The 12,621-nt window shown below is 50.3% G+C and carries 11 protein-coding genes; 3 read left to right on the forward strand and 8 right to left on the reverse strand.

From position 1 onward, the window contains the following. Nucleotides 1-47 precede the first annotated feature (47 nt). Nucleotides 48-1,010: a quinolinate synthase NadA gene (nadA, locus tag AC1S52_RS24690; RefSeq protein WP_482031697.1), complete on the forward strand. Its 963-nt coding sequence runs from the start codon at nucleotides 48-50 to the stop codon at nucleotides 1,008-1,010. Here the strand turns inward: nadA and AC1S52_RS24695 are convergent. Further along, entirely contained in the window at nucleotides 1,007-2,182 is a 1,176-nt protein-coding gene (locus tag AC1S52_RS24695; RefSeq protein ID WP_482031698.1) for a glycosyltransferase family 4 protein, read from the reverse strand. The two genes, nadA and AC1S52_RS24695, sit on opposite strands and share 4 nt — an antisense overlap. Nucleotides 2,183-2,192: 10 nt before the next feature. Between AC1S52_RS24695 and AC1S52_RS24700 the strand changes: the two genes are divergently transcribed. Continuing rightward, nucleotides 2,193-3,152 carry a glycosyltransferase family 2 protein gene (locus tag AC1S52_RS24700; RefSeq protein ID WP_482031699.1) on the forward strand — a complete coding sequence of 320 codons (960 nt, stop codon included), beginning with the start codon at nucleotides 2,193-2,195 and terminating at the stop codon, nucleotides 3,150-3,152. A gap of 513 nt (nucleotides 3,153-3,665) precedes the next feature. On the opposite strand, the gene AC1S52_RS24705 is transcribed toward AC1S52_RS24700, so the two are convergent. The 6 genes from AC1S52_RS24705 to AC1S52_RS24730 all read right to left on the reverse strand — a co-directional run bounded on the left by AC1S52_RS24705 (nucleotide 3,666) and on the right by AC1S52_RS24730 (nucleotide 10,364). Further along, nucleotides 3,666-4,922 (reverse strand): PAS domain-containing sensor histidine kinase, encoded by a 1,257-nt coding sequence (locus AC1S52_RS24705; RefSeq protein ID WP_482031700.1) that lies wholly within the window; start codon nucleotides 4,920-4,922, stop codon nucleotides 3,666-3,668. Nucleotides 4,923-5,168: 246 nt separating this feature from the next. Next, nucleotides 5,169-5,561 (reverse strand): response regulator, encoded by a 393-nt coding sequence (locus tag AC1S52_RS24710; RefSeq protein ID WP_482031701.1) that lies wholly within the window; start codon nucleotides 5,559-5,561, stop codon nucleotides 5,169-5,171. 121 nt (nucleotides 5,562-5,682) lie between these two features. Further along, a complete protein-coding gene (locus tag AC1S52_RS24715; RefSeq protein WP_482031702.1) occupies nucleotides 5,683-6,060 on the reverse strand; it encodes a response regulator in 378 nt (125 codons plus the stop codon). An 89-nt stretch (nucleotides 6,061-6,149) separates the two neighbouring features. Next, nucleotides 6,150-8,129: a PAS domain S-box protein gene (locus AC1S52_RS24720; RefSeq protein ID WP_482031703.1), complete on the reverse strand. Its 1,980-nt coding sequence runs from the start codon at nucleotides 8,127-8,129 to the stop codon at nucleotides 6,150-6,152. Then, a complete protein-coding gene (locus AC1S52_RS24725) occupies nucleotides 8,126-10,060 on the reverse strand; it encodes a response regulator (protein ID WP_482031704.1) in 1,935 nt (644 codons plus the stop codon). Before AC1S52_RS24725 ends, AC1S52_RS24720 begins: the two co-directional genes overlap by 4 nt. A 166-nt stretch (nucleotides 10,061-10,226) precedes the next feature. Next, complete coding sequence (locus AC1S52_RS24730; protein ID WP_482031705.1) at nucleotides 10,227-10,364, reverse strand: hypothetical protein; 138 nt, start codon at nucleotides 10,362-10,364, stop codon at nucleotides 10,227-10,229. 52 nt (nucleotides 10,365-10,416) lie between these two features. On the opposite strand from AC1S52_RS24730, the gene AC1S52_RS24735 reads away from it, so the two are divergent. Further along, nucleotides 10,417-12,144 (forward strand): GAF domain-containing protein, encoded by a 1,728-nt coding sequence (locus AC1S52_RS24735; RefSeq protein ID WP_482031706.1) that lies wholly within the window; start codon nucleotides 10,417-10,419, stop codon nucleotides 12,142-12,144. Here AC1S52_RS24735 and AC1S52_RS24740 read toward each other — a convergent pair. Then, nucleotides 12,117-12,410, reverse strand: a complete 294-nt coding sequence (locus AC1S52_RS24740; RefSeq protein WP_482031707.1) for a hypothetical protein — start codon at nucleotides 12,408-12,410, stop codon at nucleotides 12,117-12,119. The two genes, AC1S52_RS24735 and AC1S52_RS24740, sit on opposite strands and share 28 nt — an antisense overlap. Nucleotides 12,411-12,621: the final 211 nt, after the last annotated feature.

Below are 12,621 nucleotides of genomic sequence, written 5' to 3' on the forward strand. Positions count from 1 at the left end.
AACACTATAATTAAAGAGTCCAAGATTGCACTTTTGTGGTTGATGCTGTGTTTTTAACAACGCTTCCTGCACCTGAGACTCAATTACCGCGTGACCTGTTTGGGGCGATCGCTGACCTGAAGCGTGAACTCAATGCCGTCATCCTGGCACACTACTATCAGGAACCAGATATTCAGGATATTGCAGACTACATCGGCGATTCGCTGGGTCTATCGCAGCAGGCAGCCCAGACGGATGCAGATGTGATTGTATTTGCGGGGGTTCATTTCATGGCGGAAACTGCCAAGATTTTGAACCCCAACAAGCTGGTCTTGTTGCCTGACCTGGCAGCCGGATGTTCTCTGGCGGATAGCTGTCCCCCTGAAGAGTTTGCCAAATTTAAAGCCGCCCATCCTGGACATTTGGTAATTTCCTACATAAATTGCACGGCAGAAATTAAGGCGATGAGTGATATCATTTGCACCAGCGCCAATGCAGTCAAAATTGTGCAGCAGGTTGCACCTGACCAGCCGATTATTTTTGCTCCCGATCGCAATTTGGGCAGGTATGTGATGCAGCAGACTGGACGGGAGATGGTGCTGTGGCAGGGAAGTTGCATCGTGCATGAGACGTTTTCCGAGAAGAAAATGGTGCAGTTGCAGATTCAGCATCCTGAAGCAGAGGCGATCGCCCACCCGGAATGTGAACCGTCTGTTCTACGCCATGCCAGCTACATTGGCTCGACGACTGCTTTACTCAAGTACATTCAGCAGAGTTCCAGCCAGTCCTTTATTGTGGCAACGGAACCGGGCATCATTCACCAGATGCAGAAGGTGGCACCGAATAAACAATTTATTCCCGCGCCCCCACTCAATAACTGTGCTTGTAATGAGTGCCCCTACATGCGGCTAAATACCCTGGAAAAACTTTACTGGTGTATGAAAAACCGTACCCCAGAGGTGACTTTGCCAGAAGCAACTCGGCTTGCTGCCCTGAAGCCAATTCAACGAATGCTAGAGATGAGTCACTAAAGCGATTGAATCAGCGCGATCGTTTCCTCCACCATGCGCTCCTCTCGGAATAATGCCTCTGCTCGCTGTTTACACGCCTGTCCTACCTGTTGCCGTAAAGTTGAGTCCCCTGCCCAAACTTGCAGCGTCTGTACCAGTTCTCGAATGGTTGCCTGGGAGTCCCCAAATATTGGAGAAGTCAACAATTTTCCGGTGTCTCCCAGCCCTTCGGGAACGCCACTGACGGCAGCAGCAGCAACGGGCAATCCCTTTGCCATTGCCTCCATCATTGCCAGGGGCAGCCCTTCGGATTCGGATGGCAGCACAAAGATATCACTGGCATCCAGCCATTCGTCGATCGCCTCCAGTTCACCAAGAAACTTGACGCGATCGGCAACGCCTGCCTGTTTAATGGTTTGCTTGAACTGGTCTTCCAAGGTGCCAGTGCCCGCCCAGGCAAAGTAAAGGTTTGACCAGATGGGAGTCTGCTTCAGTTGCTTGATTGCTCCAATCTGGTACTGATAGCCTTTGATAATGTCCATCCGGGCTGCGGTGAAGCAGAGGACGGCATCAGCAGGAATGTCCCACTGCTGGCGCAGGCGCGATCGCACGTCCAAATCCGGCGGTTCAAAGTAAACGGCTGGTCGTCCACAGTAGATCACCTGTCCCTTATCCTCTGCCAGCCCAAACAGTTTCCGCAGCAGCCGCAGATTGTCCTGAGAAACCGCAATCACCGCCTTAGCTTCCACATACTGCTGTGCCAGTTCAGCATAGGCTTCTGGAACTTCCTTTGGTTTCACAGGATGCACCAGATGTTCCACGATGATGTAGGGAATGCCCGACTGAATCGCGACCCGTTTTGGGAAAAAGTTGGCGACGGGTCCGCCATTGCTCATGATGATCACATCGGGTTTGAATTCTGCAATGACCTGTTCGGCATCGCTGGCTTTAGCTGACTCCAGCCAGCGATGTTGCTGAATCCCCTGCTGTTTCTGCTGCTGCACAAACCACTCCGCCCGCTGGCGAGTCCGTTCCATCCCTTCAGTCCCAAATAGCTGAACCAGACCATCCGGAATGTCTTGCACATAGGTTACCTGGTAACCTAAATTAGCCAGGGCACACAGGATAGAGTGGTTATACTGCAACAGTCCCCCAATCGCGGGGGAGGCATAGAGCAAAATATGTTGAGCCACTGTTTAATTGATGGGAAACGCCGTGTTTTTTAGCGTAGTCATTCCAACTTACAACCGTAAACCAATTTTAGAAAAATGTCTGAAGGCGTTGGAGCAACAACAATCTGACCCCACCCAGGTTGATCAGTATGAAGTGGTGGTTGTGGATGATGGCTCAACGGATGGCACCGTAGACTGGCTAAACACTTCAGCCGCTCAGTTTCCCCATGTGAAGTTATTTCATCAGGATCATCAGGGACCCGCCGCCGCCCGTAACCTGGGAGTTGAAAAGGCAGCAGGCGACACAATCATTTTCATTGACAGTGACCTGGTGGTAACGGAGACGTTTTTGCAATCCCATGCCACTGGATTACTTCAAGGGACAAAGGAACTGGAGAGCGATCGCCTCTTCACCTATGGGCGGGTGATCAACACCTGTAATTTTGACAATCCCACTTCAGAGCCATTTAAGGTGACAGACTTTTCCCAGGCGTTTTTTGCGACGGGGAATGTGGCGATCGCCCGCATTTGGCTGGAAAAAGCGGGACTTTTTGACACACGCTTTCAACTCTATGGCTGGGAAGACCTGGAACTGGGTGTACGCCTGAAGCAACTGGGGTTAAAACTGGTCAAATGTCCAGAAGCGGTTGGTTACCACTGGCACCCGCCTTTTAACCTGACGCAGATCCCCAACCTGATCGAGAAAGAATACCAGCGGGGCAGAATGGGCGTTCTGTTTTATCAGAAACACCCCACCTGGGAAGTGCGCATGATGATTCAGATGACCTGGCTGCATCGCCTGCTGTGGGGTATCCTGTCCCTCGGTGGCAGGCTGAATGAACGCACGATGGCACCCTTTCTTCAGTGGCTAATTGACCAGGGCAAACCTCAGCTTGCCCTGGAAACTGCCCGTATTTTCCTCAACTGGTATAACGTCCAGGGGGTCTATGCCGCTTATGCTGAGTTGCGGCAAAATCATAGGGTTCCATAGGTGCATTACAGCCTCCTATACTGTTTCGCCTGACTGTACTGTCCCCGCAGGAACTTGAATGCCAGACTTTGGAAAATTCGGGGGACTGAACACCAGTAAGCGATTTTGGTTGGTGATGTAAGCGAAAACTTTAGAGATGTTAATCCTTTCAGACACTTTCAGGCATTTTGTGTAGAGGTTGAAATATGCATTGCATTACGTAGAAATACTGAGTTTAATCCGTTTTTTCAAATGAGTGTAAAAAAACGAACAAGAAACCAGCGTGGGATGATTCAAAACTAAAAGTGAGGGGAACACTAGGTTCAACATAATCTAACTCCACAATTACTTAAAAACCCCGGCAGTCTCGCTGGGGTTTTTACTTTTTAAACCCACAACAGCGGGGGGATGAGTGTGCTTGTGGCTTATGTCAGGGGAAAGGCTCTAAACAAATTGACCGTCAGATTCGGATATCAGGAGCGCAATGGAATGGAGAGAATGTACCTCAGGTATGAGCCTATCGCTGTGCCCAGCTCAACCGAATGATTGGGAAGGCAGTTGAACGATAGAAGGTAGTCGAACGGTAAACGTTGTTCCGCGACCCACCTTACTACGGACTTCAATCTTTCCTTGCTGAAGATCGACAAGCTTTTTCACAATACTCAACCCCAGTCCTGTTCCAGGAATATTGCTCACATTGCGTCCGCGATGGAAGGGTTCAAACAGGTGGGGAAGATCTTCAGCGGGAATGCCAATTCCATAATCTTTGATCTGAAAAATAATCTGGTTGTCTTGAGCTAAGAGTTTGAAGTGTACTTTCTTTTCAGGAGGGGAATAGTGAATGGAATTAAACAGAATATTCGTTAAAATCGATCGCAATAAACGCTCATCTATCTGAGCTGAAAACGTTTGGCGTTGACTGGTAAAATCGATTCGGCTTTGGGGTGCAGTTGCCTGGATCTCTGCTGTCAGGCTACGGCAGAACGCGGCTAAATCCAGTTCAATTGGTTGAATTTCAATTTTCTTTGCTTCTACTTTTCCGATCACTAAGATGTCATCAATCATCGTAGTCATACGTTCTACATTTGCCTGGATATCATTCAGATATTTGCCTTTCTGGTCCCCCGAAAGCTGGTTGTTGTAACGATCCAGATATGAAACCGAAAGCGAAATGTTGTTGAGCGGATTGCGAAACTCATGGCACACCATAGAAACCATGCGAGATTTGAGATCGCTGAGTTCCTTTAATTGCTCATTCAGTTGTTGCAACTCGGCAGTGCGTTCTTGAACTTTCTGTTCCAATTCCTCATTTGCCTGCTGCAAAATGGCTTCTGCCCATTTACGCTGGGTAATATCCCGAAAGGCAACCACGGCACCGACCAGGTTACCCCGCTCGTCATGCATGGGGGTACTGATGTATTCAACGGGGAAGTGGGTGCCATCTTTGCGCCAGAACACTTCTTGATTAACCCGATGAACAATGCCGTCTTGAAATGCGGCATAGATGGGGCAGTCCTCAACCGGGTAGAGAGATCCATCTAGCCGGGAATGATGCATGACATGATGCATAGATTTGCCAATCAGATCTTCCGCTTCCCAACCAATCATCCTGGCAGCGGCTGGATTGACAAAGGTGACCTTCCCTTCAAAATCGACTCCGTAAACGCCATCTCCAACAGAATTAAGAATGAGTTGATGCTGACGGCGCAGTTTTTCCAGGTCGTGATGGGTGGGATCGGGTTGAGGCAAATCGCAGGTTGGTTTGTCAGATAACCAGAAGTACTGGCGCATAGGAAGGTGTTAGGTGTTAGGTGTCAGGTGTCGGATAAATACTACCTTACTGCCTTCTGCTTTCTGCCTTCTGCCTTAAACCCACATATAGCAATTCTCAGCTTTGTGAGGTACATTTTTGGTCATTGGTCATTGGTCATTGGTCGCCACAAAGGACTAATGACTAATGACTCATAAAAAACCACCAGCTTGTACCACATCAGCATGAGAACCGCTGAAAAGTGGCAGCTTATTGAGTTGTGATTCCTAAACAGTTGCAGAGAAATCCCAGCCCAGGATAGCGGCTATTTGCTCTGGTAGTTCGACGGAGTTAAAAGGTTTGGCGATCGCTCCCTGAATGTCCCACCGGCTGTAATCCTCTAATTGCAGCCAGGGTGTTCTCACACTGAGTAGAATCACGGGGATAGACTGAAGCTCCGGGTCTGCCCGCAGGGCTGATAAAAACTGCAATCCATCCATTTTGGGCATGACCATATCTAGCAGAATGGCATCGGGCTTGTGGGCAGCGGCGATCGCCAATCCCGCCTGACCCGAACCAGCTTCCCAAACTTCCCACCCACCCAAATCTCTCAGGCAAGCCTGCACAATCTCTCGAATGTGGTCATCATCATCAATCACTAAAACGCGCCTGACAGACATAAAACTTACCTTTGGCGGTTAATCTCTAGACCGCCAAATCAGGAGACGGCTGTTACTGCAAGCTATCTCACAAAAATGAGGAACTGATAAAGATTACGGTCCTGTGTCAAATTGGGCACAGCTAGTCAAGCCAACCCAGTACTTCAGCAACCTGATCAGAAATTGTTAGCGGGTTGAACGGTTTGGTAATCAATCCTGCAATCCCCATTTGGGCAAACTGGGCTTTGTCACTGGGTAAGACTTTGGCAGTCAACAAAATGACTGGGATGGATTGGGTAGTTGCATTATCCTGAAGTGCTTCAAATACAGCAAATCCGTCCATATCTGGCATGGAGACATCTAACAGAATGGCATCAAACGGCTCCGCCGCTGCCTTCAGTAAGCCTTCCCATCCCGATGCTGCTGTCTCAGTCTGCCATTCGCCAATGTCTTCTAAACAGGCACAAACGATTTCTCGAATCCGGTCTTCGTCATCAATGATCAGGATACGGCGGGTCATGGATTCTCAAAACCTACTTTTTCAGACATTTCCCTAAAAAATCTAGGCGAATTTATGATTGTCTGTCACCGAGTAATTACTTAACCGCATTAGTTTTCAGGAAGTGTGAAATAAAATGTGCTGCCTTCTCCTGGAACGCTGGTTGCCCAGATCTGTCCGCCGTGCTGCTGAATAATGCTACGGCAGATTGCCAGTCCCAGTCCTGTTCCCCCTTTTTGGCGCGAGTCAGAAGCATCCACCTGCTGAAATCGCCCAAAAATTACCTCTAGTTTATCGGGAGGAATCCCACGCCCCTGGTCTTTGACGGTGAAAAGGATATAGGGAGTAGGGAGTGGGGAGTGGGGAGTGGGAGTTACAGGGTGAAAGGGCGGTAAGCTGGTCACCCCAGACTCTCCATTCTCCACCTGGGCATCTAACCAAATCATTCCCCCAGGTGGCGAGAACTTAATTGCGTTACTGAGCAGGTTGGTCAGGGTTTGGATAATCGAGTCAGGGGCTGCCAGGACTTTAGCGGTTGTAGGTTGGATCACTATCGTCACCCCAGCGGCATCTGCATTTGCCTGCATGGCTTCGGCTGAACGGTGCAACAGCACTTCTACCTGACAAACTTCCTTGACCAGATTTATCCTGCCAGATTCGAGCCGTTCCAGATCGAGGATATCGTTAACCAGGCGGTAGAGGCGTTCGGTGTCGGTCTGGGCAATTTCAATCATGCGGCGGGCTTTGGCGGGTTTGTGGTTGTAAATCCCGGTTGCCAATAGCCCCAGGGAACCCCGAATCGAAGTGAGCGGGGTACGCAGTTCGTGGCTGACGACCGAGATGAACTCATTTTTCATCTGTTCAATCACCCGGCGTTCGGTAATGTCTTGAATATGGGAGATCAAATACTGTGCCTCTCCCTGGCGATCGCGAATTAAGGATGTACTGAGGAGTACCCAGATGATGTGTCCCTGGCTATGGATGTACCGTTTTTGCATTTCATAGGAGCGAATCTGCCCGTTGAGAAGCTGGTGGATATAGCTCATGGCTGTTTCCAAATCATCGGGGTGGGTGATGGCTTGAAAGGTTTGAGCCAGCAGTTCAGCCTCGGAATAACCAACAATTTCACAGAGGGGTGGGTTCACTTTGAGCCAGCGACCATCTAACCCCACCAGCGCAATCCCAATCGGGGCATTGTCAAAGGCATTGCGGAATTTGGCTTCGCTTGCCTGGAGTTGCTGATTGGTTTGACTGAGTTCAACAGTGCGGGCTGCGACCCGTTGTTCTAGCTCTGCTTTAGTTTGCCAGAGTTCTGCTTCCGTCCGTTCGCGTTCCAGCACTTCCGCCAGTAGAGAGGTATTACTCTGGGACAATTGGGCAGTACGTTCCTGAACCCGTTGCTCTAGACTGGCGTTCAATTGTTGCAGGTTTTTTTCTGCCTGCCTCCGACGATCCACTTCGTTTCGTAGCATCCAGTAAACACCTAGCAGCAAGCCAACTCCCAAGAGAGAGCCTGCCAGCACCATAGACTGGGTTGTTTGGGCACCGTCCTGGGCTGCCTGAAAGCGTTCACTCAGCAGGGTTCGTTCGGTAGAATCCAGGTGGCTCAGTTCTTTTTGGATAATATCTTGCAGGTTTTCGCCCTGGATAGTGAGGGCAATCTGCGTTGCCTCATCACCAGGGTTCTGTTTGATTCGGTCTATCGACTGTTGTAATCCTTCTAACCTGCGCTTAACCAGGGGCTTGAGTGCCTGGAGCCGCTGATATTGGTTAGGGTTATCGATGGTTAGCTGCTCTAAAGTTTCGAGGGCAGTCTGCGTCCGACGAACCCCATCTCCATAGGTCAAGAGATAGCTTTGATCTTGGGCAATGACAAAGCCCCGTCTTGCCAGGGTGGCTTCGCTGATCCCATAATTGGTTTCTCCGATCGCCTCCAGCACCTGATAGGTATGGTCTACCCACTGCTGATTCTGCTTTAGCCTCTGGATGCTGAGGTAGGAGGCGGCTCCGACTGAACCAAATAGGAATAAGGCGATCGCTAAGCCACTGTCTACCAATCGACGGTGAAGAGTCCAGTTACCTCGACTCATCGCGCCGCCTCTTTGGTCGCACGCCTGGCGGCTTCTAGCTTGCGTTGAAGTTGAAGCCGCTCAATCCGACTGACAATGCGGGTCACCAGTTCGGGTCCAACGACGGGTTTACCCACGAAATCATCGGCTCCGGTAGCGAAGACTTGCTGAACGGTTTCCAGGTCGGTGTGAGCGGTAAAAATTAAAATCGGTAGATCTCCCCAACAGGGGTCTTGCCGTACTACCTGACAGAGGTCAAAGCCGCTAAAGGTGGGCATTTCCAGGTCTAGCACCAGTAAATCGGGCTTCTCTGTCGTGAGGACATCCCAAAACTGTTGAGGGTCTTGCAGGGTAATGACGTATAACCCCCAGGGACGCAACAAACTTTCCAGCCGTTTCAGAATCAGGGGGTCATCATCGACAATCATGACTCTGGCTTCGATCGCCTGGGGTTGAAACAAGTGGTGGGTAACCACCTTCAGAATCTGGTCAGCAGGCATCGTTTTGTGCAACACGCCCTGTCCACCCAGGCGAGAAATGCGAACCCGCTCTGCCAAATTATTTTCCCCATTTTCGCTCGTAAAGACCAGTACAGGGGCACTGGAGGGTTGAATGGTGAGTTCTGCCAGCAGGGTGAGTCCAGCTTCGACGGTGTCGGGTGCGGTCAGATCTAGCAGGATCAGATCGGGTGGGGTATGGGCGATCGCCTCCCTGGCTGCCACCAAGCCCGTGATTACCTGCACCCGCAGGCTCCAATTTTTGGCTGCTAATTGGAGGTTTTCTGCCAGGGGGAACCCAGCCTGATTATGGGCAGTCTCAATCAACCACACCAAGGGATAGGATTTGTCCACTTCTGGTTCCAGAAGGGCATCTTCTGGCAATAGAGGTTTGCCTGGTTTTTCCAGGGTTTGCTTCAGCGAGAGAATCAGTTGGGCGAATTGTTGCGCATCGGTTTCTGTCTGCTTGGTTTCATCGATGAGCAGGTGTTCAATCTGGCGGGCAATGTCGGTGCCTGCTGGCATGCCAAAGATGCCCAGGGAGCCAGCTAATTTATGGGCCTCACGGGTAGCTTGCTGCCGCAAATCCTGGCTCAGATCGCCTGCAAACCATGCTTTTTGCGCCTCTTCTAGGACCACAACCTGGGCATCAAAGGTTCTCCGATGGCGGTTTAATACTTCCTGGAGACTGGCACTCCTTTGCGGCGGATTCAAGCGATCTGCTGACTTTTTCTTTGCTTCGGTAGTGAGTTCAGGAGCATCTATTGAGAGGGGTGAGATGGGGGGTGGTTTGAGTCGGTAACCCAATCCATACACAGTTTCGATCGGGTCAATGGTTGCACCTGCTGCCCTGAGCCGCTGACGCAGGTCTTTGATATGGGTTGTGACCGTACTTTCCGTAGGAAACTCATCCAGTGTCCAGAGGCGATCGAGGATGCTGCTCCGACTGAAAACCCTGAGCGGGTGTTGCAAAAACAGTTCTAACAGGCGAAATTCTTTGGGAGTGAGAGAAACGGGGCACTCCTGAAAATACACTTCACCCGTGGCTGGGTGAAGCTGAATCTCTCCCCAGGTCAAAACCGGAGAAAACGATCGCCCCCTGCGCCGCAGCAATGCCCGCACCCGCGCCAGTAGTTCTGGCACATCAAAGGGCTTGGTCATATAGTCATCGGCTCCAGCATCCAGTCCGGCAATTTTGTCCGTGCTGGAATCTTTTGCGGTCAGTAGCAGAATTGGATTTTGATACCCCCCTGCTCGCAACTGCCGACACACGCCAATCCCATCAATTCCGGGTAGCAACACATCCAGCATGATCAGGTCATACTCAAAGGATTGTGCCATTTCTAAGCCCGTTTGCCCGTTAATGGCAAGGTTGACCAGGTAGCGATCGCCCAGCAGCGCCTTTGACAGCGTATTTCCAAGTCGCTCATCATCATCAACCAGAAGAATTTTCATAGGCAGCGTTCTTCAGTGGTTGGGTTCGTGAGAATAGTTACAGACTGCATGGATTTTCTACATTGTGTCTGCTCAGTTGGACTTAGTCAGCCAGCTTTAGGATATTTGCTGATTGCGGATGGTATGGCATTGACATCACCCAGAATAGCCTGCGAGGCGATCAAATTTAATCTATCGCTAGATCTGATGAAGCAGCTTTTTTGGCGTATCCAGAGGCATCTTTAGAAGTTCCCCATTTTTGCCCTTTAAGCTTGTCCATAGATTCCAGACACCCTGCGCCTGCCCCATCTAAAGAGCCAATCATGGTGAGCACTTTCCCTTCACACAGACAATCTTTCAATTTTCAGGAACCCTCCATGCAGACCGTTTCCTCCTGCATTTTGCTAGTCCACCACGATCCACTCATGGGCGGTTTGGTACATAGGTTGATGGAAACTGAGCGCTACCAGGTGATAGAAGCAACCAGTGAAAAACAGGCGCTAGAAGCATTTGATCATTGCCCCCCTGATCTGGTGCTGCTGGATATAGACCTGCCCCTTAAGGAGGATGGCTTATCGTACCAGCAGGTCAGTCGGGTTGCCCGTAGGTTGCAGGTTCCGATTCTGGTATTGACCGCAGACCAGGATGGAGAATCGATTGAGCGGGTGTTTGCAGGGGGTGCCAGTGACTGTCTGATCAAACCGATTAATCCATTTCTGCTGATCCAAACGGTCAGGCGATTGTTGGCATCCAGGCGAATGCTGACAGAGTTGCGCAACCAGCTAGAGCGAGAACAGTTCCTGAAGGGCATGGTTCAGCGGATGCGAAATTCCCTTGATCTGGACAATATTCTGAATCGGGCAGTTGAGGAGGTCCGCCAGTTCTTGCAGGTAGATCGGGTGCTGGTCTATCGCTTTCAGCCAGATGGGAGTGGCATTGTGGTAGCAGAATCAGTGAGTGCCCAATTCCTGGCGATCCAGGGGCAGGCAATCTACGATTTTTGCCTGGAAGACTACTGGCATGAACTCTATCTGGGTGGGCGGATCAGCATGGTTGAAGATACCCATCTTGACCCGATCGCCCCCTGCTATGCCCGGTTACTCCCCAGTCTCCAGGTGGGAGCCAATCTGGTGGTACCGATCGCCTGGGGGGACACCCTCTGGGGACTGTTGATTGTGCAACACTGTGCGGCACCACGCCAATGGCACCATTGGGAAGTCAACCTGTTACGCCAGGTGGTGGCTGAGCTGGCGATCGCAATCCAGCAAGCAACCCTATATCAAGCAGCTCAAACTCAGATAACCGAGTCAAATCGACTGCAAAGTCTGAAGGATGACCTGCTCAGTACGGCATCCCATGAATTACGCGGTCCCCTTGCCAATATACGGCTGGCAATCCAAATGCTGGAGCACACCGTTAGCCAATACCGAAATCATGGAAATTTGCTAGAGAACCAGAGTGCCCAAACAAGAATTATCAGCTATTTGCAAATTTTGAAGCAGGAGTGTGACAGTGAAATTGCCTTGATTAATGACCTGTTGGACTTACAGCGGATGGAGTCAGGTCAGCACACATTGGAACTAAGTACCATTGGACTGCAAACCTGGCTCCCAGAAATCGCTGCACCCTTTATCCGACGTACTCAAAAGCGTCAGCAAACACTTGCGATTGACCTGTCTCCTGATTTGCCCTCTCTCACCTCTGATGCAGCCTGTCTGAAGCGAATTTTGGCAGAACTGCTCAACAATGCCTGTAAGTACACACCGGACAGTGAGACGATTACGCTAACGGTGAAACCAGTCAACAAAGCTGAAGAATGGGGGATGAAGGTTGAAAAAAGCAACCCATCAACCTTGCAAATCTCTGTTTCCAACACAGGAGTTGAGATTCCAGCCAACTCTCTTTGCCGGATTTTTGATCATTTTTACCGCGTACCAGGGGGCGATCGCTGGAAACAGGGCGGCAGCGGTTTAGGATTGGCACTGGTGAAAAATCTGGTTATCTGTTTAGGGGGTACTATCAGGGCTGACAGTGGGGCGGGTGCAACTCACTTCATCATGGAACTACCCTTTCAGCTTCAGACAGATTCTTCCTCGTCTTCCTGAATCTCGTCACGCCTGGGGGGTAGGGATAAAATGACTGAACTCGATGATTGATGGGTGGTACTCATCTGAGACGAGATTGCCCCAGGCGCATGACTGCTGGAATGGAATGATTGCAGCGCATTGGCAACGGGGTGATAGATTACGGTTAATAAGCAGGAGCAACCCGCCAGCAACATCAAATCCAACTCTTTGCTAGTTGGTGTTTGCAAACGAATTTTGCGGAAACGGTTTAATGACTTGATTTGGGGCTTACGGGTGCGTGGCATCAGTTCAATTTACTCCTGACAAACTCTGGACATCGCTAAGGCTCGGTTCGCAGCCTATACAGTATACCCAGGCTGGTTTAAAACGTGTCTAATCGTGCGGATTGATACAAGATCCAACATTCTGTATAGACTGAAGTAACCTGAGGCGGGTTCCATCCGCATTCAAGTTTCGACACATTCAATTTTTGACAGATGCAAGAGGCTAAGGAGA

Source organism: Kovacikia sp. CALU 1929, from assembly GCF_056784235.1.